This is a genomic window from Methanomassiliicoccales archaeon, assembly GCA_036504055.1.
Classification (GTDB): Archaea; Thermoplasmatota; Thermoplasmata; order Methanomassiliicoccales; family UBA472; genus DASXVU01.
The window spans coordinates 18785-42265 of the sequence record DASXVU010000011.1; the positions used below are offsets into that span (position 1 = coordinate 18785).

Sequence of the window (23481 nt, forward strand, 5' to 3'; positions counted from 1 at the left end):
AAAATGGAAGAATGAGGCGGGGCTCAGGCCCCTGCCTCTTTCAAGATATCGGCGCATTTGCACTTCCTGCGCAGCTCCGGTATCTTCGGCAATACGTTCTTGAGCAGGAGCTGCACCTTGTCCATGTTGTCCGCCATGGTCTTCAGGATGGTCTTGGTGTCGACCGGTTCGTCGGCCCAAACATCGAAGTCGGTGATCATGGCCAGACTGGTATAGCACATCTCCATCTCACGGGCCAGCTGGCATTCCGGGACCACGGTCATGCCGATTATGTCGGCGAAGGCCCGGAACATGGTGCTCTCCGCCCTGGTGGAGAACCGGGGACCTTCCACGCATACATAGGTGCCGCCGGCGTGGACCGGGATCTTGGCCTTCTTGGCCGCCTTGACGAACAGGTCGTTCATCTCCGGGCAGAACGGGTCGGCCATGCTGACGTGGACGGTCTTGCCCTCGTCGAAGAAGGTGTACTCCCTGGTCTTGGTGAAGTCTATGAACTGGTCCACGACCACGATCTCCCCCGGTTTGAACTCTTCCTGGAGCGACCCGACCGCGCAGGGGGAAACGATCCTTTCGACCCCGAGCTGCTTCAAGGCCCAGATGTTGGCCCTATAGTTCACCTTATGCGGGGGGTAGATGTGCCCCTTCCCATGCCGCGGCAGGAAAGCCACTTCCACTCCATAGAGGTCGCCGATGAGGATCTCGTCGGAGGTCGCTCCATATGGGGTGAAAGGTCTCACGGTCTCTTTTAGCTTGAACATCTTGGGGTCGTATACCCCGGTGCCGCCGATGATACCGATCTTGGCCTGCATTATGATCGAACCTGGAACGTTTTTTCGGATAAAGAACCGTCGGCTTCCGATGATGGTTAACGATTGTCTATTCAGGCAAATTATCGTTCGTTTTTCCGGAAAGGAATACGAAAGGCTTATTTTCCGTCCGTTGCACTGTTGCCTCAAGGAATAACATGGGGCCTAAGTCTGAAGTGAATCCAATTTGGGCGTGCAGGGCGTTTCCGGCATTCCCTGTCGTGCTCGTGGCCGTGGGGGATGGTCAAGAGGGCGGGGAAAGGAACGTCATGACCGTAGCTTTGGTCCATATGTTCTCTTTCAACCCTCCCGTTCTCGGAGTAGGCGTTTCGCCTTCGCGGCACACTTATTCCCTCATGGAAAAATACCCCGACTTCTCCATCAACATCCCATGCAAGGAGCTCGTGGAAGAGGTGTTGTATTGCGGTAACAAATCCGGCCGGGAAGTGGACAAGTTCGAGGAGTGTGGTCTCGGCTGTCGGAAGGGCACCAAGATCGACTCCCCAGTGCTCGATGAGTGCATGGTCAATCTCGAGCTGAAGAAGACGCAGAAGGTGGAGGCGGGAGACCACGTTTGGTTCCTGGGCGAGGTTGTCCACGCTGAGATGGAGTCTTGCGCCGACCGGGACAGGGCTTTGCTGTATTGGTCGGGCGAGTTCCGGTTGATCGGCGACGTGATAAGACGACGCTGATGGTCCGAACTGCCAAACATATTTAGCATGACTCCTTCAATCATTGTTCACAGGTGAGAACAATGGGAGCTTTTCAAGATGATAAGATAGACACCGATAACATGGCCTCGGTGCAGCTGCTGCCGCCGGCACCGGTCGTGTTGGTGGCGGTGGGGGACAAGGAAGGCAAGGAGAAGAACATCATCTCCGTGGGCATGTTCAACCTCTTCTCACAGAAACCGCCGCTGATAGGCATCGCGGTTCTGACCTCTAGGCAATCTTACAAACTGCTGGAGGAATGTCCAGACTTCTCTGTCAACATTCCTGGCAAGGACCTGATCGACCAGGTGATCCTCTGCGGGACCAAGTCAGGGAAGAACATGGACAAGTTTAAGGAGGCCGGCTTGACGGCCGTTCCGGGCAAGAGGATCAAGTCACCGAAGATCGAGGAGTGCCTCATCAACATCGAGGTGAAGAAGCGCGAGTCCTTCGAGAAGGGCGATCACACCTGGTATGTGGGCGAGATCGTGCACACGGACGTAACGAAGGACTACGATCGGTCCAACGCTCTCTTGTTCTGGGACGGGGAGTTCAGCACCTCCAGCAAGGTCCTGCGTAAGCTCTGAAACCGGCCCTAAAGGACAGTACCTTTTTTATCATCCATATCCTAAGCGGTCCGCGTCCTCGGGAGGTTGCCTCAGGCCGTTCCACGAACATGAAATGTGCGAAGGCTAAGGCCTACTCCGGCAGCTTAGCCCTGGGAAATGATCCGAACACCTTGACGAACGATGCCTTGCGCACCAGGTCGATCAGGGCCTTGCTGACGCTGGCATCATCGACGCTGCCATCGATGTCCACGTAGAAGACGTATTCCCAAGGATGTTCCCTCCGGGGCCGGGACTCCAGCTTGGTGATGTTGACGCCGTGCTCGGCGAACGCCCCCAGACACTTGTACAATGCACCGGGCACATGCTTGGTGGTGAACGCCAGGGCGGTCTTGTCACCGGGGTTGTCGGTCTTAGGGTCCTTCTCCAGGACAAAGAACCGGGTGCAGTTCTTGTTGCTGTTCTGGATGCCTTCCCGCAGGACCTTCATCCCATAGAATTCGGCCGCCCGCTTGCTGGCAACGGCCGCCTCCTCGATCAGTCCGCGCTGCTTGATCATGAGCACGCTGCCGGCCGTGTCGAAGGAGGGGATCTTCTCCCACTCCGGATGCTCCAGGAGAAAGTTCCTCGACTGGCCCAGCGCCTGTGGGTGGCTGTAGACCTTCTTGATGTCCTCCAGCTCCGCGTCCGGCTGGCCGATGAGGCAGTGCCTTATGGGCAGCAGGATCTCGCCGATCACGGTCAGATCGCTCTCCAGAAGCAGGTCGTTCGCCAGCGTGACGCTTCCCTCGATGCTGTTCTCCACCGGGAGCACGCCATGGGTGGCCTTTCCCCGGTCGACCGCCTCGAGCAGATCCGTGAACTCCTGGCAGGGGAGCGTTTCCACCTCTTCGCCGAAATACGAGTATGCCGCATCCTCGCTGTATGCCCCTTTGACTCCCTGGAACGCCACCCTGGTCACGCTGTGTCGTTCGCTCATATCAACACCCGAAGAACTCTTTGTGGATGGCCTTGGTGGCGACCTCCAGGTCGTCCTTGTTGACCGTGAAATGATAGGCGACGAGCGAAGCGCCGGCGGAGATCAGCCCTATGTTGATACCCTCGGCGGCCACGGCGTTGAACGCCCGGGAAGCGACACCTCTTGTGTATCCGATCCCCTCTCCGACCAGGCATACCAACGCGATGTCGTCGGAGGTCTCGATCCTGGCGATCCCGGACTGCTTTTCCGATTCCAGGGCGATCCGGGCGGCGCCCAGGTCGTTCCTGTCCACCAGCATGGCGACGCACGTGAGCGAGGTCGCGACCGACAGGATGTTCACGTCCGCCTCGTTGAGCCGGCGTCCCAGCTGTGAAAGGAAGCCGGACCGGTAGCCGGTGTCCTCGGCGAAGATCTTCACCAAGCCCAGGTTCTTCATGCAGGAGATCGACTTGATGACCGCCTCATCCTCCGGCGTGCTCTTGGAGACCGAGGTACCAGGCAGATCCGGTCGGTATACGTTCTTGAGCTTGATGACTATGTCCTTGGCCCGTGCCGGCACCACCGTCATGGGATGCAGGACCTTGGCCCCGAAATAGGCCAGCTCCGCCGCCTCTTCATACGAGAGCTGGGGGATCGGTATCGCCTTGGGCACGATCTTCGGGTCCACCGACATGAACCCGTCCACATCCTTCCAGATCTCCAGGGTGTCGGCGCCGATGGCGTTGGCGATGGCGGCGGCCGAATAGTCTGAACCGTTCCTGCCGAACACCGTGACCGAACCGTCCGGAGCCTTACCGAAGAATCCGGTCACCACCGGGACCTGGTGCGATCCAAACATTATCAGTATCTTGTCCCTGATGTTCTCCTGGGTCTTTTCCAGGTCCGCGATCGCCGAACCGTAGACGCCGTCGGTTATGATGCCGAGCTCGTCCGCGTCCTGCGGCAGCGCATCCACTCCATGGTCCTGGAGCATGGCCGATACGACGATGGCCGAGAGCCTCTCCCCGTAGCATTGGACGAAATCCTTGGTCCTGGGGGTGACCTCCTCCAGGTAGGAGATGCCGTAGAGCATCCGTTCCAGCCTGACCAGTTTCTCGCTGATCCGGAGCATGGCATCCTCCCGCAGACGCTGGTCCGAGACGGCGTCGGAGATGAGCTTGAAGTGAATCTCCGTCAGTTTCTCGATGAAACCGATAACCTCGTTCTCGCCCTTGGTCTGGGCGATGAACTGGATGAGCGACTCCGTTATGCCGCTGACGGCCGAGACCACTATGACCTTGTCCTCCTTCTCCGAGGCGATTATCTCACCTATGCGGAGCATCGATTCGCCGGTGGTGAGCGAGCTCCCGCCGAACTTCATGACCTTCAATATATGCTCCTCCTCTTCACGATCTCTTCCGGCGTCTCATAGCAGGCGCGATGCGCCTCCTCTTCGGTGAGGCCAGCCGCCCGGGCGATGATCATGGCGGTCTGCTCGTCGATGATGTCCCCGGGAGAATGGGTGTCCGTGTCCAGGACCATCTTGGCGCCCACCTGGCGGGCGATCCTGGCCACATGGCCGTTCGTCTTGTTGTGCGATGAGCGCGAGGTTATCTCCAAAGCCACGCCGTTCCTCTTGGCCAGCTCCGCTTCCTCCACGGTGATGAACCCGGGATGGGCCAGGATATCGATCTCCGGGTTGCTGACCGCGGCCAGGTTGGTGCCCTTCTCCACCGGTTCGGATATCGTCTCCCCATGAATGACCACGATCTGGGCGCCCAGTTTGCGCGCCTTGGAAACGACCATGTCGATCTTCTTGGCCGGGACATGGGTTATCTCCACCCCGTTGAGCACTTCCAGGTTCCACTCCTTTGCCAGGGGGATGTCCTTCGACGCCTCGTCCAGCACCCGGTCCAGCGTCGAGAGCGCCACGTGGTCCGTGAAGGCGATCGCCTTGTGGCCCTTTACCGCGCATCTCCTGGCCAGCTCGATGGGCAGCAGCTCCCCGTCGGAGAGCAGCGTATGCATGTGCAGATCGATCCTCATTTCTTGTGCCCCCTCCGTTCCGCCAGCATGCGGTAGATGTCGCCTGGCGGCATGTCCGCCGCTTCCAGCACCACCATCAGATGGTATATCAGGTCAGATACCTCCCAGGCTGCCGCCTTGTGATCATGACCTTTGAATGCCAGTATCACCTCGCCCGCCTCCTCGACGACCTTCTTCAGCCGTTTGTCCTCATCGGCCAGCAGTTTGCTGGTATACGAATCCGGGTTCGGTTCCTTCTTCCGTTCGGCGATCACCCGCTTCAGTTCCGGGATGACGTTCATGGTCCCGGCCAGGTCTCCGTAGAGTACGTCCTCGAAGCAGGACGGCCGGTCCAGATGGCATGCGACGCCTTCCTGCCCCACCCTGACCAACAGCGTATCGGCATCGCAGTCAAGCTGCATTGCCAATATCTTCTGCAAATGCCCCGAGGTCTCTCCCTTCTTCCACAGCGTCTGCCGGGAGCGGGACCAGAAGTGAGTATAGCCGGTGCTCAGCATCAGATCGTAGGCCTCTTGGTTGGCATAGGCGAGCATCAGCACTTCGTTCGTGTAGGCATCCTGGACTATCACCGGGATCAGCCCTTCTGAATTGAACTTGAATTCCGTCATCTGACCGGCACTCCCCTTTTGCGCAGATACGACTTGACCTGGCCGACGGTCAGTTCGTTATAGTGGAATATCGACGCCGCCAGAGCGGCCTCTGCCTTGGTCTTGGTCAGCACCTCGTAGATGTGCTCCACGTTGCCGCAGCCTCCCGAAGCGATGACCGGGATGTTGACGCTGCTGGCCACAGCCTCCGTCAGCTCCAGGTCGTATCCGTCCTTGGTGCCGTCCGCGTCCATGCTGGTGAGGAGTATTTCCCCTGCCCCGAGCTGCTGCGCCCGCACCGCCCATTCGACGGCGTCGAGCCCGACATCCTTCCGTCCGCCATGGGTATAGACGTTCCAGGAGTTCCCGGTCCTCTTGGCGTCGATGGCCACGACCACGCACTGGGAACCGAAATCCTCCGCGCACTGGGTTATGATCTCCGGGTTCTGCACTGCGATCGTGTTGATCGATACCTTGTCGGCGCCGGCGTTCAACGCTGACCGCATATCCTCCCGGCTCCTGACGCCTCCGCCCACCGTGAGCGGGACGAAAAGCTGGTTCGCGGTCCTTTCCACCACGTCCAGCAAAGTTCGGCGACCTTCGTGCGAAGCCGAGATGTCCAGGAAGACGATCTCGTCCGCTCCCTGCCCCTCGTAGCTGGAGGCCATGTCCGGCGGCGAACCGACACCCTGCAGATTGAGGAACTTGATGCCCTTCACGACGTTCCCGTCCTTGACATCCAGGCAAGGGATGATCCGTTTGGTGAGCAGATCAACCCCTCCGGACCTTGGGCTTCTCCTTGGTGGACAGGACCGTCGCTCGTTTCGTCGTGGCCTGTCTCAGGGCGGTTCCCAGCGCCTTGAACGTCGCCTCGACCATGTGGTGATCATCGAATCCCCTCTTTACGATGACGTGCAGGGTGATCCCTGAGGACATGGCGAACGAACGAAGGAAATGGTGGTACAGCACATCCGGGCAATCGATCTCGGCGTACGGCCGGTCAACGATGTCCAGATCGACCTCTACCAAGGCGTCGTCCATTGGCACCACGGCGGATGCGATCCTTTCCACCGGGGCATCACCCAGGGCTTCGCGCAAGGACTGGCCGAGCACGATGGCCACGTCCTCGACCAGGTGATGGTCGTTGTCCCCGGTGGCGGCCACGTCAAGGTCGAACGATGAGTATCTGGCGAAGGTCTCCAGCATGTGCCTCAGGAATTGTTGGTCACAGCGGACCGAGGCCTTTCCGGTCCCGTCGATGTTCAGTTCTATGGAGACATCGGTCTCCTTCGTCTGCCGATTCAGCTTCGCCGACCTGGTCACCATCTTACTTCCTCCATACATCTAAAGGATTCAGTTTTCCAGTATAAAGCGCTAATCCGACCACTGCGGATCTGATACCGATCCTTTCCAGCTCGGCAAGGTCGTTCATTCCGGTAATGCCGCCCGAGGCGATTACGTCGTGCGGGCAGCTGGCCACGAACGTTCTCACCTCGTCCACGTTGATCCCCTGGACCTTGCCCTCGACGTCCACGTCGGTATGCAGGACCGCTGCCAGCGGCATGTCCTCGATCCGTTTGAACATGTCCGCTTGGGAGATGCCGGCCGATTCCTGCCATCCTTTGACGGTTATCTTGCCCGCCTTCACATCCAGTGCCAATACGATCCTTTTCGGGTTCCTTTCCGCCAGATGGAAAAGCCATTCCGGTTCCCTGATGGCCTTGGTGCCCACGACCACCTGTTTGGCCCCCGCGTCCAGCAAATACTCCGCCAGCTCGGTCGAGCGAATGCCTCCCCCGACCTCTACCGGGACCTTGCATTCGGCGATCATGCGGCGGATGGTCTGGACGTTGTTGCCCTTGGCGAAGGCCCCGTCCAGGTCGACGACGTGCAGCATGGGGGCACCCTTCGCGACCCAGTCCTGGGCCACCTCGACCGGGTTCGGTATCAGGACCTGCTCGGTGCCGGGAACGCCGCCCACCAGCTGTACCACGTTGTGGTCCAGTATGTCCACCGCCGGCATGACGATCATTTGGATTCCTCCGCGAAGCGCACGAAGTTGCGCAGGAACGTCAGGCCGTTCGAGGAGCTCTTCTCCGGATGGAACTGGACACCGTATGTATTGCCTTTACGGAACACCGTCGGGAACCTGCCGTAGTAATCGGTGGTGCCGACCACGACATCCTCCTGGGCATTCCCATAGAACGAATGTGCGAAATAGAAATACGGGGAAGAGATCGATTCGAACAGCTTGTCCTGGCATTCCACCGAGTTCCATCCCATGTGGGGCACCCGGTCGGCCTTCAGACGGACCACGCGGCCGTCGAGGAAACCCAGTCCGGGACCTTCCCCTTCCTCGCTGCTGCCGAAGAGGATCTGGGAACCGATGCAGATGCCGAGGCATGGCTTTCCGTCCTTCAGTTCCTTGAGTATCTCTGACCGGTATGGCTGCAGCCTCTCCATGGTCTTTGTGAACGCGCCGACCCCGGGCAGGACTATGCACTCCGCATCGAGGAGGACGGACATGTCCCTCTCGACATACACCTCCGCGCCGCAGTTCTCAAGGGCCTTTCGGATGCTGTGCAGGTTTCCAACGCCATAATCGGCGATGCAGAGCCTTACCATTCCCTCACGACCTCTCCCAGCTTTGCCAGGAGCTCATCGTTCATCTCCCTGGTGCCGATGGTGGTGCGGACGCAATTCTCCAGCCTTCTAAGCTTGCCGAAGTCCCGGATCAGTACGTCCTTCTGTGCCAGGCGGGAGACGAGCTGGGCCGAGTCCTTCGGTGAGCGGAACAGGATGAAGTTCGCCTCCGATGGGAACACATGGAAACCGAGCTTGGACAATCCGTCTGCCAGGTGCTTCCGCTCATTGTTCACGGTCTCGACGCTCTGGCGGACATAGCTCTGGTCCTTCAATGACGCTATCGCGACGTGCTCGGACACACGGTTGAGCGAGTATGGGATCTTGACCGTCTGCATCACGGAGGCCATGGACAGGTTTGATGCCATATACCCGACTCGCATACCGGCGAGACCGTAGGCCTTGCTGAAAGTGCGTGTGACGATCAGGTTTTCATATTTGTCCACGAGCGGCATGAACGATTCACCGGCGAACTCACCATAGGCCTCATCGACAACTACTGGCCGGTCACATCCTTCCACAATCGCCTTTACATCCTCCTTGCGCAGCAAATTGGATGTCGGGTTGTTCGGCGTGCAGATGATGACCATCTTCCCCTTGGCCGAGTTGATGCCGTTCACGTCGAGCTGGAAATTGTCGTCCAGGTCGATCTGGGTTACCATCCCTCCATTGATCTTCACGAAGAATCCGTGGAGCGAATATGCCGGGTAGGCGGTAATGACGGTCTCTCCCGGCTCCATGAAGGTCTTGAACAGTATGTCCAGCATCTCGTCCGAACCGTTACCCACGATGAAGTTGTCCCTTTCCAGGCCATAGAAATTGGCTAGCTCGTTGCGCAGACCATCGGAGTAGGTGGAAGGATACTGGTCCAGGTCCATTTCCGCACATTCCAGAATGGCCTTCTTCGCCGCCGGGTTACATCCGAGCGGGTTGGTGCTGGTGTCCATCCTGAGTTTGCCCTCCACCTTGGGGTTGTAGTAGGTGGTCATTCCCCGGGCGGTGCACCTGATCCATTCATTATTCATGCCATCGCCTCAGGGGACCATCCTATCGATCGGAGTGATCAGGATCCCGGAAGCGCCCAGCCGTTTCAGCCGGATGATGGCGTCATAGGCCTGGTCCTTGCTGATGACCACGTGAACGGCAACGACGTCCTCGCGGCCGGCTATGTGCATGACCGTCGGGCCGGCAATTCCTGGGAAGTACTTGCGCACCTCGTCCAGCGCGGCCGTCGGAACGTCCGCCATGAGATACTTCTTGTTCTCTGCGTCCATGACGCTGCGCATGGCCGAGACGAGCTCGTCTATCTCCTCCCGTCTGTGCTTGTACGAATCGATATTGGCTATGACCACGGCCTGAGAGTTGGTGATGACCGCGATCTCCTTCAGGTGGTTCTGCCTCAGGGTCGATCCGCTGGACACCAGGTCTGATATGACATCGGCCACGCCCAGGTGCGGGGTCACTTCCGCTGCACCGGATATCTTGGTGATCTCGACCTTCTTTCCCAGTCTTTCGAAGTACTTCTGGGTCATATAGGGGAACGAGGTGGCCACCACCGTTCCGTCCTTTATGTCGTCCACGCTGTCGAACCCCGATCCCTCCGGTGCGGCTATGGAAAGCCTGCAGTGCCCGAAGTCAAGTTCATAGACGGTCTTCACGTCGAGGCCCGATTCTAGAACCAGGTCCTTCCCGGTCACTCCGACGTCCACCGCCCCCTTATGCACGAAGCGGACGATATCGGAGGCGCGCAGGAACATGACGGATAGGTTCCTCACGTTGGTGTAGAGCTTCCTCTCATCCGCCCCCTCGATCTCCAGACCTGCATGGTTCATTATCTGGACGGTCCGCTCACTCAGCCTTCCCTTGTTGGGTATGGCGAACTTAAGTGTCAATTGCTCACCGTGTCAGTGTGGTCAATGATTATACATTACTTCAACCTTTTGCGCATTGACCAGTCGTTCCGGCAGCAAAGTGCCGCCAGCCAGCTAATGGGCTTGATTATCGAGAGGGGCGCCGCAGGAAATGCACTTCTGGGTGGTGGGGGCGTTGTGCATCCCGCAATAATCGCATTTGCCATGCTCGACCCAGTTCCTCCTCAGCTGCTCGATGCGTCTTCTCTCCTTTCCCGAGATCCCCTTCCCGATAAGCGCGAACACGATCGCCACGAGGACCAACGCGAGTGTTACCCAAAGGAAACCGCTACTGGCCAAAAGCCCGGGAAGGAGAAAACCGAACGCGAAGAAGCCCATCATCCCGGCCAATCCATAGAATAGCAGGGCCATCGCCTTGGCGTTAGAGTTCGGGTCATCATAGATCTGAGGCACTCCGGACAGGTCGCTGCCGCAGTTCGGACAGAGCCTGGTCCCTGGCTTGGACTCGGTCTCACATGCGGGACATTTGGTCATATGCGGTTTTGAAAACCCGATCTCACCTTATGATTCTTTCCAGAAGATTCAGGAAAAAGAGAATGGGAGAGGGCGGGAAGCTCTTTGCATCGATATTGCCGGTAGGATATCGTTGTCATGATCAAAGCAGGCATTCAACACCGATCCTCTAGCGTAGATAAGACGACTGAGAAATCTGATCATTTGTCTCGAACCGGTCCAAAAAGGATCCGGCTGGTCTTGCTGAAGTTTCCCTTGGCCTGGACCATCCTTGGAATGGTCCCCTTCATCGCTATCTTGTCTCCCGCGATGGCGCAGCATCCGATGATCCCGTCGACCTCCATCGACCTGGTGACCGCATCGGCCATCAGGGCGTCGTCATTCGAGACCACCATGTTCCCTAGCATAGTGGCGCAGGCATCGGCCAGAGATACGTTGTCCGATATCACTATGGCCGCATCTGCCACACCGAACGAGATCGAAGGACCAACGGTGGCGGACGAGGTGCATATCCCCATCACGTGATCGACCGGCTCGAACCGGAACGCCAGTCCGCTGAACCTCGATCTTCCAGCGTAGATGCCGATATCGACCTCCCGGTCAAGGATCATGGCTATGTCCCCTCCATTGTCCACCAGGGCATGGGGGGAACCGGCCTCGACCATTGCGTTCACCGCAGCCTCCGCCACGGCGCCCGCCACAGCCGCCATCGGCCCGACATTCGTTGCACGGGCGGCATCGCACATGCGTTTGATCAGGGGAGGGGCGTCCTTACCTTCCCTGTACGGCTCCAGCGTGCTTCGGAAGAACGGGTCTTTCGCGATGAACTGCTCCAGGACCTGGCGCGATTCAAAGATGGAACGCTTGGCCTCCGGGAGGTACCGTTCATCGGCCACTATGGTCACTGCCGTCTCCCGCAGTTCGAAGTGCTCCCTCACGATCATATCTTGAACGCGATGGCGCCGGGCGGGCAGGCATCGATGCAGGTACCGCAGGCAATGCACTTCTCAGGCAGGTAGGAGACCATCTTGGTGTCCGGGTCCATGCACATGGCATCGACCGGGCAGATGCTGATGCACATGCCGCAATGGGTGCACCGGTCCTCGTCCTTCTTGACGTAGGCCTTCAGTTCCCTGACCTCGACCCTGCTCGCCTTCAGGTATTCGACCGCCTTCTTGATCATGTCGGGCTTGCCCTGCATCTCGATCAGCATCTTGCCGCCCACATCATTGACCTCGGCCCTGAGTATGTTGATCTGCAGGTCATAGTCCTTGACCATGCGGTAGGTGATCGGTTCGTTCACCAGGTCAGGTGTGAAACTGAGCTGGAACTTCTTCTTGGCCATTATACCACGTCCTCCATCGACATTACCTCGAGGGGCTTCTGGGCCCTCTCCTTGGGCATGGCCGCTACCGGCTGGGTGAGGGTGAAATCCCCCTTCTCGATCCATTTCTTGAGCTGCCCGGCGACGATCCGGGCCTTATAGTAGCTGGACAGGGAGGATGTCTTGACCTGATTTCCATGCAGTTCGATGCAGCCGGAACGCAATTCGGCGTAGCTGATCTCCTTGATCGGTTTCCGGTTACGCGACTGGACCGCGTAATCGAGCAGCGGCGCGAATATCTGGTCGTCCCTGATCGAGACGCATCTCATCATGTCCTCGTCGAGGATCGGTATGGGAACCCCGATGCCCAGACCGAGGGAAAGTCCGTACTTTTGGAAGTTCAGTGCGCGAACGAACTCCGGGGACATGCCTCTCAGGTCCCCTATCAAAGCGAGTGATCTGGCAGCCCCGACCGGAACACCGTTCTTGGTGGCGGTGGTGGTCTTGTACTGAGTGCCTTCCCAGGCGACATACCCGACACCGCCCCCTAGGAATATCCTGGTCCCGATGCCGATGGTCCTAAGCTGGGGGTCGTTCAGCAGGGGTGACAGTTGCCCGGCCGATGAATAGGTCACGTTGCCGTAGTGCGGCAGGAGCTTTCCCATGTAGGTGTATAGGGTCTTTTCCGAGCTGTTGGTGGCCAGGCCATAGTTCTGGTAGATATTCCGCGGGTTGTAAAGATAGGCCTGGTTGATGGTCTTCAGCGAGATGTAGGTGTCGATGTCCTTCCGCGGATAGCAATCCGAACAGTAGGAATTGGCCTTGAGGTGTATGGCCTTCCCGGCCACCAGCTCCTCGATGACGTGGGCGCCTCCGTAGCTCATGTCCTCGTCATTCCGCAGCTCGGTGGCCCCGATGTACGCGTCCACCGCCGCCAGGCCGCCGTAGGCTGCCACGCCGTTCAAGGAGACGTGCTGCATCTTGATCGGGGGCTCGGAGTGGCCGAAGTTGAGGAACGCTCCTGAAGAGCACATCGCCCCGAAGGTGCCAGTGGTGACCACGTCGACCTCCTTTGTAGCCTCCTCAATGCCCTTGCTCTCTATCAGCCCGAGCACCTCCTCGGCGGTCATCACCACCGCGTCCTCCGCTTCGATCTTGCGGTTGATCTCCTCGTAAGTACGTTTCACAGTTTCACCTTACAACAGCTTCTTTGCCTTGGCCAGTTCCGCGTTGAGCACCGAACCGCCGGCCCCGCCGCGGATGGTGTTGTGCGAGAGCACCCACATCTTGGTGTACTTGCCGCTTTGCCGCACCCTTCCGACCGTCACCGCCATCCCCCTCGCCCTGGCCGGCTCGCCGGCGTTCACGTCGATGATGGGCTGGGGCCGGTCGTCCTCGCTCCGGACGATGATTGGCTGCCTGGGCGCCGTGGGCAGTTCCAGCTTCTGCGGTTCAGAACGGTATTCGTTGAGCAGTGCGGTGATCTCATCGACCGTGGGCGACTTGCCCATGATCATCGCGGCCGATTCGATATGACCGTCTATGACCGGGACCCGGGCGCATGAGGCCACCATGTCAAAGGAGGCATCCTTGATGCCACCCTTGGGCGAGATGACCCCGAGCATCTTGAAGATCTCCGCCTCCATCTTCTCCTCCTCGTTCTTGATGTAAGGAACGACATTGCCCAGTATGTCCAGTGAAGGGACGCCGGGATAGCCCGCGCCGCTTACCGCCTGGTAGGTGGAAACGCAAAGGAAACGGAGCCCGTACTCCTCGTGTATCGCCGCCATCGGGATGACCAATCCAGTGGTCGAGCAGTTGGCGTTTGTGACGATGTAGCCGCCATCCTTGAACGATTTTTGGGCCTTGACCAGCTTGAGATGTTCCGGGTTCACTTCCGGGATCAGAAGAGGCACGTCGTCCCTCATCCGGTGCGAGGCGGCGTTCGAGAAGACCGCGACCGAGCTGTCGGCCAGGCCCTGCTCGCAGTCCTTGGCGACATCGGTGGGCAGTCCGGAGAATGCGGCCCGGCACCTCGACGCGATGGTCTTGACGTCCAGCTGCTCGATCCTCCTTTCCAGCGTCTCCTCCTGGAACGGGTAATCCTTGATCCTCAGGACCTGTTTCAGCTTCTTCCCTTCCGAGCGTTCCGAGGCGTACAAGCCCTGGATCTCGAAATAGGGGTGGTCCTCCAGCAGCTGGATGAACCGCTGACCGATGTTGCCCGTGGCTCCCAGCACCGCTACCTGTATCTTCGCCAATTCAATCCTCTCCGAAGTATTCCTTGCCTTCCTTCATCATGCCCACGAACCGGTCCCCGTTCTCGTCCAGGGCGAACGTTTCGATGTCCCGGACCGCCTCCAGGAACAGCTCCAGACAGTGCTCGCTGTGGGGATTGAGGTGCTGTATGTCGTAGTACAGCTCGGGGCTCTCGTTGGAAACCCTCTTTGACGTGACAGCCTGGCTGCGGAATGTGGTGGACGAGACCTGGTCCAATCTCCTGAAGTCCACACCCGACCTTGTCAGTGTACGGAAGAAGGCAATGTTCACCGCATGGGACAGGCCCAGCACGTAGGACATCAGCTCATCGTGCTCTTCTACCGGCATCCGGGTCAACCTGGCGCCGGTGGCGTAGAAGAGCTCTGCCGCCTTATCCATGGCTTCGCTGGAGCCGCAGTCGCATATCACGATGTTCCTGTTGTACACCGATGCCTCCGGTCCGAACATCGGATGGATGGAGCATACCTCCATCCCCCTATCGGCGGCCGCTCTCATCGTCGGTATGATCGCGTCCTTGATGGAGGTGATGTCCAGCACGGTCCCTTTAGGTTTAAGCGCCAGGACCTCCTCCAGGATCTGCTTCGTCGAGGGTATCGGCGTGGCGATTATGATCATATCGGCGTTCATCACACCGTTCTTCAGGCCGACCGTCGACCGGTCCGCCTTCTCGGGCCTGGTGTCACAAACGTGCACCTTGTGCCCCCTTCCGGTGAGGAATCGCACGAACCATTGCCCCATCTTACCAGTCCCGATGACCAGTATGTCCTGCGGCTTCCCTGGCCGGGGGAGCCTTCCCTGCGCGTCCACCGATTCCTGGATCAGTATCGTGGCGATCTGTTGGGCCGCTGCCTCGCTTATGCCGACGCTCTCCGCCCTTTCCAGATACCTCTCGATCACCTGTTCCTCTACGCGCTCGTTCCTTACGGGCAGTCCTTTTCGGACCTTTTCGCTGCCCATGTACAGGGCCGCCTTCATCCTCTTCTCGATGAGGTCAAGGATCTGATTGTCAAGTTCTTCGATCTTCCATCTGATGCCGTCCACGCTGTCAGTCAACGAAACCACCCCTTATGCACAGGTCCGCCAATACCAGGGCGGTGGCGGCCTCGACCACGATGACCGCCCTGGGCACGATGCAGGGATCATGCCTCCCCTCGACCTTGATGCCTGTCTCTTCCATCGTCGTCCGGTCGACACTGCGTTGCTCCTTGGCGATCGACGCCGTCGGCTTGAACGCCACCCGGAACGTGATGGGCATGCCATTGGATATGCCCCCAAGTACGCCGCCGGCGTCGTTCTTGGCGGTGCGCAATCGTCCGTCGACGACCACGAACGGGTCGTTGTGCTCTGAGCCGCGCATACAGGCCGCCCGGAAGCCTGCCCCGAACTCGATGCCCTTCACCGCCGGGATGGCGAACATGATCTTGGAGATCTCCCCTTCGACGGTATCGAAGAAGGGCTCGCCCAGTCCAACTGGCACACCATCGCATATGCATCCGACCACACCGCCGACGCTGTCATGGTCCTCGCAGGCCTCCAGTATCTCGGTCCGCATCGTCCTGGCGATCTCCTCGTTGGCCGCCCGGACGTCGTTGTTCTTTGCCGAGGAGATGATCTCGTGGAGGGAATGCTCTTTCACATCCACCACCTTGCCGATGCTCTGGGTATAAGCTGCGATCTCGATGCCCAGGTCCGAGAGGAGGGCCCTGGCGATGGACCCGGCGGCGACCAGCGGTGCCGTCATCCGGCCGGAGAACTGCCCACCCCCGCGGATGTCCACGCAGCTCCCGTATTTCGACACCTGGGTCATGTCCGCGTGGCCCGGTCGGGGCACATCCTTGAACCGTTTGTACTTGTCGCTGTCCCTATCCTCGTTTCGGATGAAGATTGTGATGGGGGTTCCGGAGGCCTTTCCTTCTCTCACGCCTGAAACGATCTCGACTATGTCCGCTTCCTTGCGAGGCGTTCCGATCCCGTCCGATGGCCGGCGCAGGTCCACCTCCCTCTGCACCGCCTCGATGTTGATCGCCAGTCCTGGGGGCACCCCGTCCAGGACGCAACCTATCGCTTCGCCATGCGATGAGCCGAAGAGCGTGACCTTGAACGTGTGGCCGATGGTGTTCATAACTGCACCTCCATTTTCGCTCCGAGCGAGACCATGTCCCTAACGAAACCGGGATAGGATATCTTGAAGCAATCGCCGTCGCCGATGGACGTTCTCCCTTCGGCCACCAGGGCCGCGACCGCCGCCGCCATGAGGATGCGGTGATCGGCCATCGGTTCCACCTGCGCTCCCTTGAGCCGGCAGGGGCCGCGGATGTGGCATCCGTCCTGTTTCTCCTCGACCTCGGCGCCCATGTCCTTCAGGAACTTGACGGTGGCGGAGATGCGGTCGCTCTCCTTGTAGCGCACGTGCTCGGCGTTGAAGATGGTGGTGACGCCCCTTGCCTGGGTCGCCACGACGGCCACGATGGGGAACAGGTCCGGCGCATCTGCCAGGTCGATCTGGGTTCCAATCAGCGGCGCCGAACCCACGGTCACCGCGCCCTCGCTCTGGGTCACCGATGCTCCGAAGCTCTTCAATATCTCGATGAATGTGCGGTCCCCCTGCCGGTCCTTGGGGTCCAGGTTGATGATCGTTGCCCTGCCGGCCAACGCCCCCGCCGCCAATGGGAACGCGGCGGAGGAGAAATCTCCCGGCACGACGTAGTCCTGGGCCCGGTAGCTCTGCCCACCGGGGACATGGAATGTGCCATCCGACTCCGAGCATTCCGTTCCGAACCGGGACATCATGTCCATGGTGATCTCAACGTAGGGTCGGGACTTGAGATCGGTGGTGATATGGATGTCGGTGTCGACCTCCTTCAGAGGCGAGGAGATGAGCAGTGAGGAGATGAACTGGGAACTGATGTCACCGGGTATGTGGGTCTCCCGTCCAGTGTTTGGTCCCTTGACGATCAGCGGGGCGAGGCCGTTCCCCCTGGTCGAGCGACATTCCGCTCCCAGTTCGGTAAGGGCGGAGATGAGGGGCTGCATGGGCCGGCGTCTGATGGACTCGTCACCGGTGAGGACGGTGTAACAGGGTATGAGCGATGCGATCCCGGCCACCATCCTTATCGTGGTGCCAGAGTTGTCGGCATTGATGATGTCGTCGGGGCAGATCAGGTTCCCCCCCTCGATCAAGCACCGCTCCCCCTCGAAGGTGACATACCCGCCCAATTTCCTGACCGCATTGAGAGTGGCCAGTGTATCGCCTCCAAGGAGAACGTTGTCAAGCCTGGAGGTGCCTTTGCTTAGGAGGGCCAGCATCATCGCTCGGTGCGTGTAGCTCTTGGACGGGGAGGCGGACAGGGTCCCCCCGATCTCCGACCGACTGACCAGTAATCTCATGCGTTCGCACCGTTGAATATGTCGGTTATTATGAACTCTTTGGTGGATTTTATGTCAGATAGGAATTTTTCGAGCTTCTCGGAATCGACCAGGATCGCGGTGGCCGGGCCTGTCCCGGAAAGGCCGGCAGACCTTGCCCCCAGCTCCAGCGCCCTGAATGCGACCTCCTGGTCCACGCTCAACGCAGACGCATAGCACAGGCCGTTGAGCTTCATGGCACCCAGGTAATCGCCCTTCAACGCCATCTGGAACGCCATTTCGGCCACGTCCGATATCGCCGATATGCGGCTTCGCGGAAGCCCCGACTTCCTGGTCTGGAACGGCGGCACATGGATCACCACCTTGAGGTTCGGGTCCATCGGTTCGCGCCTTAGCAGTTCGTCATTGCGGTTGTCGGTGACCACCGCTCCTCCCAGCCAGGCGGCGCAAGCATCGTCGAAGGCGCCGGTGACCGACACCCCGGCGTCGATCGCGCACTTGGTCCCCAGTCGGATGGCTTCCAGCGGTTCCATCTTCTCCCCAAGGGCATCCAATGTCGCCATTATCACTGCGTTGGCGGCCGCGCTGCTGCTCTTCAGCCCGCGTGAGACCGGGATCTGAGAACGGGTGACGATCTTCGCCCCCGGCCTCTCTCCCGGCATCATTTTGTCGATCACTGCACGAAAACAGTTCTCCACCAATCTGGTGGGTTCTCTGCTGAAGCCTTCGATGGACACCTCGACCTTCGGGGAGTCCAGAACGTTGACCTCTGCCCAGGTCTTCAGATCGATGCCGAAGGCAGCTCCCTTACCGGTGGCGATGGCGTTGACGATGGTCGCGGCCCCATGGGATTCTCCTTTCCCGGTACGGTTCATGGGAGCGCCTCCCTGAAGGCCTGCTCCATCACCTCGTATGTTGGGGCCTTGCCGGTCCAGAGCTCGAAAGCCTTCAGGGCCTGATAGATCAGCATGTTCTTGCCTGAGACGGGTGTTGCCCCTCTCTCCTGGGCCACCTCCATCAGCTTTGTAACCGTCGGATTATAGATGGTGTCCAGGACCAGCATCCCATTCTGGATGGTCTCGATGGGAAGCGGTAGTTCGTTCGGGAAGCCCTTCATGCCGACCGGCGTGCAGTTGACCACGGCCGCGAACTTGCCCTTCGCCAGGGAATCGAACTCCACCGCCGTGACGTTGTCGAACTTGTCGGCCAGTGACGCCGCTTTGGTATTGGTGCGGTTCGTGATCTTGACCTTTGCACCGGCCTCGCTGAGGTATGCGCACACCGCCCTTGATGCCCCGCCGGCGCCCACCACCAGGACGTCCTTGTCCTTGGCGTCGAAATTGGCCAGCTCGAAGGTCTTGGCCACTCCATAGAGGTCGGTGTTGCTGCCTATGAGCGTCCCTTTGTCGTTGATGATAGTGTTGACCGCGCCGACCTTGATGGCGTTCAGGTCCAGACGGTCGAGGAGCGAGATGACCGATTCCTTGTGGGGAATGGTGACGTTCATGCCCCGCATGTCCAGTTCAAGCATCATTTCGGTGACCGATCCGAGTTCCACCGGTGCCGCGGGGAGCTTGAAGTACATCCCCGGAAGTCGAAGCGCCCGGAAGGCGGCATTGTGCATGGCCGGGGACACGGTATGCTCCAGCGGATGTCCGGTGATCCCGGTGATGACCGCCTTGTTTCCCAGCCATTTCATGGTGGCCAGATCGATCTGTCCCGGCGCAGCTTCCTTGCCCGGCTCGAGGGAAACATAGGTAAGGCTGGCCCCGAAACGGTTGGCACAGACCCGGGTGATGCTGCCCAGCGGGCCCATCCCGATCAATGCGAACTTCCTCTCCGCCAGCGCGTAAAGCTTACCGGCCGCCACCAGCGATGCCACATCGGTGAGCGTTTCGGCCCTGTAGACGACCTTCGGCGTGTCCCCCTTCGACCCGTTGGCGACAAGGCGGTCGACCACGGTCATCAGTCGAGGGCTTGCATCAAAGATATGCGAGGAAACGATGATCCTGATCCCGTCCAGGTCCCGACGGTGAAGCAGCGGGAAATCGTCCTCAAGGTCGATGAAATCGAATGCCCCGTTATAGGCCCTGACCAGGAACCTGAGCTTGTTCTCGTCGCTGCCCTTGTAATTCCCGCCCTGGGCCGCCGATCGCAGTGTCGCGATCTTCGGTATCTGGAACTCCTTGAAGCCGGAGAAGTCCTGAGGGAGCTGGGCAAAATTGTCGAACCTGACCTCTATCAGGTCGGCGCCCAGGCCGACGGCTTTCCGCGAAGCCTCGATGGCATCGTCCAGGCCGGTCTCGATGATCGATACGCAGTTTTGCATCATCTCTCCGTTATGGTCTCTTTGATGGCATGTCCGAAATGCCTTCCTCCCTGTTCCAGGCGCACAAATACCTCGTTGCCGGTCTTCAACTCAGAGATCGATACCGGTCCGGTCGGCGTGCACAGGCGGATGGTCTCCGCGTTCTGAAGGATGGTGGTGAACCTCTTACCCTCGGTCTCGACCTCGACCAACAGAAGGGGACGGACCTCGATCTTCGAGCGGCCGACGACCACCGACCGGCTGTTGCCCTCCGTGTCGACTGCCATCACCTCCTCTCCGCTGTTCACCTCTGAAAGGTACTTGGTCTTGCCGTCGGATGTCAACACGTAAGCGTGCACCGCCCCGGCGTTGACCCGGAAGGGCCTGGCGGCCACGTACTCGCTCTCCATGGCCTCCGATTGTATCAGGAAAAGGCAGTTGGACTGCGAGCCGACCAGCATGCCCTCGCCGATCCGCAGGAGCGAACAGGTGTCCAGGCAGACCCGGTCCCCGACGTTCACAGGCACGATCCTGGTGACCTTGACCGCGCTCAACGCGATCTTCGGCCGCTCTCCCTGGGTCAGTTCTTTGAAGTCCTTGATCGCCGAGGCGTCCTTGGGCTCGATGACTATGCCGTCCACGCCCACTTCCAGGGTCTTTGAGAACACCAACGCCTCTTCCGGCGTGGCTGCCCCGGCCAGGATCCTGGTCTTGGACCTCTGGAACTCCGCTATCAGGTTTTCCAGCGGGATGATCTTCCAATCGTTGGCGGCGATCAGCACGTTGGCCACCTTTCCCTTGAAGGCCGAGGCCTTGGCCAGATCCTCCGGGCGGTCGATGGTCACGATGGCTCCGATCCTTTCGCCCTCAAGGAACAGGTCACTGCCGTTGACCTCGATGGCCTCGAAGCGGCCCAGGCGCTTTAGCTCCTTATCCTCCGCTTTGATCATTATATTGGAATATCCAGACTCGAGCGCGGTGGAGACTACCTTCTTCCTCTCCTCATATGAGCCGAGGTGGTCGGACCTGACCCAAACGGTTTTTCCCTTTTCGCTCATCAGGAATCACTTCAACAGCTTGATGGCTTCCTCTACTTCCAGATCCTCGATGACGATGGCGGAGATCGCCTTGGTGATCCCGGTAACGTTGCGGTGCTGGAAGATGTTCCTTCCTATCGAGACGCCCTTGCCCCCCGCGTCCACCGAATCGCGCACCATCTGGAGCAACTTCTCGTCGGAGTCGATCTTGGGGCCGCCTGCTATGACGACCGGTGCCAGTGCACCCCTTACCAGCTCGCGGAAGGAATCGATGTCCCCGGTGTAATTGGTCTTGACGATGTCGGCTCCCATTTCTGCTGCGGCGCGCGCGCAGAGCTTGAGCTTATCGATGTCGTATGCGTCGGCGGCATCCTTGCCCCTGGGGTAGATCATGCAGAGCAACGGGACGCCCCACTCGGTGCAGCTGCGGCTCACTTGGCCGAAATCGGACAGCATCTGGTCATCCCAGTCATTGCCCAGGTTTACATGGATCGAGCACGCGTCCGCACCCATCTTAAGCGTCTCCTCGACGGTCGTGACGAGCACTTTCTTGTTCGGGTTGGGACTGAGGTTCGTGCTCGCCGACAAGTGAACGATGAGCCCGATGTCTCGCCCAAAGGACCGGTGGCTATACGGGGGAATGCCCTTGTGCAGCACAATGGCTGTCGCTCCTCCCTGAGACACCTTATCTATCGTGGACTTCATGTCCAGCAGTCCTTCCATGGGTCCCATCGATATGCCGTGGTCCAACGGGACGATTACGGCGCGGCCAGTCGACCGGTCCATGATGCGCTCCATCCTTACGCTCTTGCCAAGCACAATATCACCCTTTTCCGTGTCAACATCTAGCATGCTTATGTAAGTTTCGCCATTTGCGATGGTTCGAACTGTACCTCATGCCACAAACCATCTCTGGTTGATATCGCACGGATTCGCTTGACTATTGGTTCTTACTTGCTTAATCATTTCCACTATAGTCCCAATGTTCAAAGAGGTCCAATGATAACCAATATCATACAGCAGCTCGATGTCCTGAACATATGTGGAAGCAGATCGCGAACTACTTCGGCCGTTATCCTTCTCAGGCCAAGGTGGCAAAACTGCTCTTGGAGAACGGTATGAGGGTGAGCGGGGGTCGTATCTACAGCGGCGATGTGGAGGTGGCGGACGTTGCACTGGGCCGGGCCGCCGGGGTCGATCGAAGGATCGTCCGCTCCGCCATCGAAACGATAGAGTCCAGCCCGGAACTGGCGAAGGTGTTCGCGGCATTGAGGCCGACACTGCTCCTCAGGGACGTGGCGCCGGTCATGGGGTGGTCTGCCATCGAGATCATCCCCAGCAATGCCAACGCCACCGGCATCGTCGCCGACGTCACCACGGTCATCTCCAACGCCGGCATCAGCATCAGGCAGGTATTGGTGGGTGATCCGGACCTCAGTGTCGAACCTAAGCTGTACGTCATCACGCAGAGCCCGGTCCCCGCCGAACTGATCCCCAGTCTCAAGGCCTGCCGGGGTGTCAGGTCCATCGTGATCTATTGATGGCCATGGCCAACTCTAAAAAGGATTCGCCTGCCCCGTACATCGGTGTTGCGGTCGCTGTGCTCAGTGTATCCTTCGCCTCGATATTCATTCGCTGGAGCGATGCCCCTCCGGTAGTGATCGCGGCATACCGGATGCTTTTCGCGTCCTTGATGCTGCTCCCTTTCGCCGTGGTCCATAGGGAGGCGCAGTTCAAGCTAATGGACAGGAAGACGATATCGTGGCTCTTGGTGATCGGGCTGATCCTGGCGATGCACTTCGCTACCTGGATCACATCCTTGGGAATGACGTCGGTGGCGAGCTCCACTATCCTGGTGACAGCTCATCCGCTTCTTGTCGGGGCAGTGTCCATCCTCCTGTTCAAGGAGTCGGGAAAATGGACCGCGATCGGAGTGACCGTGGGATTTTCCGGGGTGGTATTCATCTCTTTATTTTCGCTGCAGGACGGATCATGGGACGGTAATCTTCTGGCACTGATCGGCGGTGTGTTCGCCGGCGTTTATATCCTGGCCGGTCGGGTCCTGCGCAGGAGGGTGAACCTGATCGCCTACGCTTTCATCATTTATCTTTCTGCAGCGGCCTTCCTTTTCTTGGCCTGCCTGGTCCTTTCCCAACCTATCTGGCCCTACCCTGTGGAGGAGTTCGTCCTGTTCCTTCTGCTGGCCGGGGTGTCGACGATCCTGGGTCATACGGTCTATAATTGGTCGCTGAAGTATGTCACCGCCCCGCTGGTCAGCGCCTCGCTGCTCGGCGAACCGATCCTCGCTTCGGTCCTGGCGGTCTTCATACTGGCCGAACTGCCCTCACCTTATATCTTCATCGGAGGGGGGCTTATCCTTATCGGCGTCCTGTTCGTTCTCTACGATGAGCGCTCAAACAAAGGGAGAGCCAGAGAAGGCAAGGAACCGCTTGGATAGAGAAGCCT

Annotated in this window: 27 protein-coding genes; 4 read left to right on the top strand and 23 right to left on the bottom strand. The window is 59.2% G+C overall.

Annotated elements, in window-relative coordinates; translation table 11 throughout:
* Positions 1-23: 23 nt before the first annotated feature.
* The gene (locus VGK23_02980) at positions 24-809 is read right to left on the bottom strand and encodes an S-methyl-5'-thioadenosine phosphorylase (protein HEY3419491.1); all 786 of its coding nucleotides are present in this window, start codon (positions 807-809) and stop codon (positions 24-26) included.
* A gap of 155 nt (positions 810-964) precedes the next feature.
* On the opposite strand from VGK23_02980, the gene VGK23_02985 reads away from it, so the two are divergent.
* Positions 965-1498 carry a flavin reductase family protein gene (locus VGK23_02985; protein ID HEY3419492.1) on the top strand — a complete coding sequence of 178 codons (534 nt, stop codon included), beginning with the start codon at positions 965-967 and terminating at the stop codon, positions 1496-1498.
* Positions 1499-1560: 62 nt separating this feature from the next.
* Positions 1561-2103 carry a flavin reductase family protein gene (locus VGK23_02990; protein HEY3419493.1) on the top strand — a complete coding sequence of 181 codons (543 nt, stop codon included), beginning with the start codon at positions 1561-1563 and terminating at the stop codon, positions 2101-2103.
* Between the two features lie 112 nt (positions 2104-2215).
* On the opposite strand, the gene pheA is transcribed toward VGK23_02990, so the two are convergent.
* The 22 genes from pheA to VGK23_03100 form a co-directional block, all read right to left on the bottom strand.
* Entirely contained in the window at positions 2216-3061 is an 846-nt protein-coding gene (pheA, locus tag VGK23_02995) for a prephenate dehydratase (protein ID HEY3419494.1), read from the bottom strand.
* Between the two features lies 1 nt (position 3062).
* A complete protein-coding gene (locus tag VGK23_03000; protein ID HEY3419495.1) occupies positions 3063-4421 on the bottom strand; it encodes an aspartate kinase in 1359 nt (452 codons plus the stop codon).
* A 5-nt stretch (positions 4422-4426) separates the two neighbouring features.
* Positions 4427-5086: a histidinol phosphate phosphatase domain-containing protein gene (locus VGK23_03005; GenBank protein HEY3419496.1), complete on the bottom strand. Its 660-nt coding sequence runs from the start codon at positions 5084-5086 to the stop codon at positions 4427-4429.
* Positions 5083-5694: a bifunctional phosphoribosyl-AMP cyclohydrolase/phosphoribosyl-ATP diphosphatase HisIE gene (gene hisIE / locus VGK23_03010; protein ID HEY3419497.1), complete on the bottom strand. Its 612-nt coding sequence runs from the start codon at positions 5692-5694 to the stop codon at positions 5083-5085. Before hisIE ends, VGK23_03005 begins: the two co-directional genes overlap by 4 nt.
* Entirely contained in the window at positions 5691-6443 is a 753-nt protein-coding gene (hisF, locus tag VGK23_03015) for an imidazole glycerol phosphate synthase subunit HisF (protein ID HEY3419498.1), read from the bottom strand. The genes hisIE and hisF overlap by 4 nt, the downstream gene beginning before the upstream one ends.
* Position 6444: 1 nt before the next feature.
* Positions 6445-6999 carry an imidazoleglycerol-phosphate dehydratase gene (locus VGK23_03020; GenBank protein HEY3419499.1) on the bottom strand — a complete coding sequence of 185 codons (555 nt, stop codon included), beginning with the start codon at positions 6997-6999 and terminating at the stop codon, positions 6445-6447.
* A gap of 1 nt (position 7000) precedes the next feature.
* The gene (hisA, locus tag VGK23_03025; protein HEY3419500.1) at positions 7001-7705 is read right to left on the bottom strand and encodes a 1-(5-phosphoribosyl)-5-[(5-phosphoribosylamino)methylideneamino]imidazole-4-carboxamide isomerase; all 705 of its coding nucleotides are present in this window, start codon (positions 7703-7705) and stop codon (positions 7001-7003) included.
* The gene (gene hisH / locus VGK23_03030; GenBank protein ID HEY3419501.1) at positions 7702-8298 is read right to left on the bottom strand and encodes an imidazole glycerol phosphate synthase subunit HisH; all 597 of its coding nucleotides are present in this window, start codon (positions 8296-8298) and stop codon (positions 7702-7704) included. Before hisH ends, hisA begins: the two co-directional genes overlap by 4 nt.
* Positions 8292-9341, bottom strand: coding sequence for a histidinol-phosphate transaminase (hisC, locus tag VGK23_03035; protein ID HEY3419502.1), 1050 nt, complete (start codon positions 9339-9341; stop codon positions 8292-8294). The genes hisH and hisC overlap by 7 nt, the downstream gene beginning before the upstream one ends.
* 9 nt (positions 9342-9350) lie before the next feature.
* Positions 9351-10208: an ATP phosphoribosyltransferase gene (gene hisG, locus VGK23_03040; protein ID HEY3419503.1), complete on the bottom strand. Its 858-nt coding sequence runs from the start codon at positions 10206-10208 to the stop codon at positions 9351-9353.
* Positions 10209-10301: 93 nt separating this feature from the next.
* On the bottom strand, positions 10302-10721 hold the full coding sequence (locus tag VGK23_03045) for a hypothetical protein (protein HEY3419504.1): 420 nt from the start codon (positions 10719-10721) through the stop codon (positions 10302-10304).
* Between the two features lie 179 nt (positions 10722-10900).
* Entirely contained in the window at positions 10901-11644 is a 744-nt protein-coding gene (locus tag VGK23_03050) for a UPF0280 family protein (GenBank protein ID HEY3419505.1), read from the bottom strand.
* Positions 11641-12045: an NIL domain-containing protein gene (locus VGK23_03055; GenBank protein ID HEY3419506.1), complete on the bottom strand. Its 405-nt coding sequence runs from the start codon at positions 12043-12045 to the stop codon at positions 11641-11643. Before VGK23_03055 ends, VGK23_03050 begins: the two co-directional genes overlap by 4 nt.
* Positions 12045-13211, bottom strand: a complete 1167-nt coding sequence (locus tag VGK23_03060) for a homocysteine biosynthesis protein (GenBank protein HEY3419507.1) — start codon at positions 13209-13211, stop codon at positions 12045-12047. Before VGK23_03060 ends, VGK23_03055 begins: the two co-directional genes overlap by 1 nt.
* Before the next feature lie 9 nt (positions 13212-13220).
* Positions 13221-14285: an aspartate-semialdehyde dehydrogenase gene (gene asd / locus VGK23_03065; protein ID HEY3419508.1), complete on the bottom strand. Its 1065-nt coding sequence runs from the start codon at positions 14283-14285 to the stop codon at positions 13221-13223.
* 1 nt (position 14286) lies between these two features.
* Complete coding sequence (locus tag VGK23_03070) at positions 14287-15357, bottom strand: bifunctional chorismate mutase/prephenate dehydrogenase (GenBank protein HEY3419509.1); 1071 nt, start codon at positions 15355-15357, stop codon at positions 14287-14289.
* Positions 15350-16426: a chorismate synthase gene (aroC, locus tag VGK23_03075; protein HEY3419510.1), complete on the bottom strand. Its 1077-nt coding sequence runs from the start codon at positions 16424-16426 to the stop codon at positions 15350-15352. The genes VGK23_03070 and aroC overlap by 8 nt, the downstream gene beginning before the upstream one ends.
* On the bottom strand, positions 16423-17691 hold the full coding sequence (gene aroA, locus VGK23_03080) for a 3-phosphoshikimate 1-carboxyvinyltransferase (GenBank protein HEY3419511.1): 1269 nt from the start codon (positions 17689-17691) through the stop codon (positions 16423-16425). The genes aroC and aroA overlap by 4 nt, the downstream gene beginning before the upstream one ends.
* The gene (locus VGK23_03085) at positions 17688-18545 is read right to left on the bottom strand and encodes a shikimate kinase (GenBank protein HEY3419512.1); all 858 of its coding nucleotides are present in this window, start codon (positions 18543-18545) and stop codon (positions 17688-17690) included. The genes aroA and VGK23_03085 overlap by 4 nt, the downstream gene beginning before the upstream one ends.
* Complete coding sequence (locus VGK23_03090; protein ID HEY3419513.1) at positions 18542-19999, bottom strand: shikimate dehydrogenase; 1458 nt, start codon at positions 19997-19999, stop codon at positions 18542-18544. The genes VGK23_03085 and VGK23_03090 overlap by 4 nt, the downstream gene beginning before the upstream one ends.
* Complete coding sequence (locus VGK23_03095) at positions 19999-21036, bottom strand: 3-dehydroquinate synthase II (GenBank protein ID HEY3419514.1); 1038 nt, start codon at positions 21034-21036, stop codon at positions 19999-20001. The genes VGK23_03090 and VGK23_03095 overlap by 1 nt, the downstream gene beginning before the upstream one ends.
* A gap of 6 nt (positions 21037-21042) precedes the next feature.
* On the bottom strand, positions 21043-21867 hold the full coding sequence (locus tag VGK23_03100; GenBank protein ID HEY3419515.1) for a 2-amino-3,7-dideoxy-D-threo-hept-6-ulosonate synthase: 825 nt from the start codon (positions 21865-21867) through the stop codon (positions 21043-21045).
* Between the two features lie 188 nt (positions 21868-22055).
* Between VGK23_03100 and VGK23_03105 the strand changes: the two genes are divergently transcribed.
* Positions 22056-22556, top strand: a complete 501-nt coding sequence (locus tag VGK23_03105) for a regulator of amino acid metabolism, contains ACT domain protein (GenBank protein ID HEY3419516.1) — start codon at positions 22056-22058, stop codon at positions 22554-22556.
* Between the two features lie 5 nt (positions 22557-22561).
* The gene (locus tag VGK23_03110; protein HEY3419517.1) at positions 22562-23473 is read left to right on the top strand and encodes a DMT family transporter; all 912 of its coding nucleotides are present in this window, start codon (positions 22562-22564) and stop codon (positions 23471-23473) included.
* The last annotated feature ends 8 nt before the right edge of the window (positions 23474-23481 follow it).

Bases quoted from the DNA above. Each gene is read 5' to 3' on its own strand.
- VGK23_02980 (HEY3419491.1), bottom strand. From the start codon at position 809: ATGCAGGCCAAGATCGGTATCATCGGCGGCACCGGGGTATACGACCCC.
- VGK23_02985 (HEY3419492.1), top strand. From the start codon at position 965: ATGGGGCCTAAGTCTGAAGTGAATCCAATTTGGGCGTGCAGGGCGTTT.
- VGK23_02990 (HEY3419493.1), top strand. From the start codon at position 1,561: ATGGGAGCTTTTCAAGATGATAAGATAGACACCGATAACATGGCCTCG.
- pheA (HEY3419494.1), bottom strand. From the start codon at position 3,061: ATGAGCGAACGACACAGCGTGACCAGGGTGGCGTTCCAGGGAGTCAAA.
- VGK23_03000 (HEY3419495.1), bottom strand. From the start codon at position 4,421: ATGAAGTTCGGCGGGAGCTCGCTCACCACCGGCGAATCGATGCTCCGC.
- VGK23_03005 (HEY3419496.1), bottom strand. From the start codon at position 5,086: ATGAGGATCGATCTGCACATGCATACGCTGCTCTCCGACGGGGAGCTG.
- hisIE (HEY3419497.1), bottom strand. From the start codon at position 5,694: ATGACGGAATTCAAGTTCAATTCAGAAGGGCTGATCCCGGTGATAGTC.
- VGK23_03020 (HEY3419499.1), bottom strand. From the start codon at position 6,999: ATGGTGACCAGGTCGGCGAAGCTGAATCGGCAGACGAAGGAGACCGAT.
- hisA (HEY3419500.1), bottom strand. From the start codon at position 7,705: ATGATCGTCATGCCGGCGGTGGACATACTGGACCACAACGTGGTACAG.
- hisH (HEY3419501.1), bottom strand. From the start codon at position 8,298: ATGGTAAGGCTCTGCATCGCCGATTATGGCGTTGGAAACCTGCACAGC.
- hisC (HEY3419502.1), bottom strand. From the start codon at position 9,341: ATGAATAATGAATGGATCAGGTGCACCGCCCGGGGAATGACCACCTAC.
- VGK23_03045 (HEY3419504.1), bottom strand. From the start codon at position 10,721: ATGACCAAATGTCCCGCATGTGAGACCGAGTCCAAGCCAGGGACCAGG.
- VGK23_03050 (HEY3419505.1), bottom strand. From the start codon at position 11,644: ATGATCGTGAGGGAGCACTTCGAACTGCGGGAGACGGCAGTGACCATA.
- VGK23_03055 (HEY3419506.1), bottom strand. From the start codon at position 12,045: ATGGCCAAGAAGAAGTTCCAGCTCAGTTTCACACCTGACCTGGTGAAC.
- aroC (HEY3419510.1), bottom strand. From the start codon at position 16,426: ATGAACACCATCGGCCACACGTTCAAGGTCACGCTCTTCGGCTCATCG.
- aroA (HEY3419511.1), bottom strand. From the start codon at position 17,691: ATGAGATTACTGGTCAGTCGGTCGGAGATCGGGGGGACCCTGTCCGCC.
- VGK23_03085 (HEY3419512.1), bottom strand. From the start codon at position 18,545: ATGAACCGTACCGGGAAAGGAGAATCCCATGGGGCCGCGACCATCGTC.
- VGK23_03090 (HEY3419513.1), bottom strand. From the start codon at position 19,999: ATGCAAAACTGCGTATCGATCATCGAGACCGGCCTGGACGATGCCATC.
- VGK23_03095 (HEY3419514.1), bottom strand. From the start codon at position 21,036: ATGAGCGAAAAGGGAAAAACCGTTTGGGTCAGGTCCGACCACCTCGGC.
- VGK23_03100 (HEY3419515.1), bottom strand. From the start codon at position 21,867: ATGCTAGATGTTGACACGGAAAAGGGTGATATTGTGCTTGGCAAGAGC.
- VGK23_03105 (HEY3419516.1), top strand. From the start codon at position 22,056: ATGTGGAAGCAGATCGCGAACTACTTCGGCCGTTATCCTTCTCAGGCC.
- VGK23_03110 (HEY3419517.1), top strand. From the start codon at position 22,562: ATGGCCAACTCTAAAAAGGATTCGCCTGCCCCGTACATCGGTGTTGCG.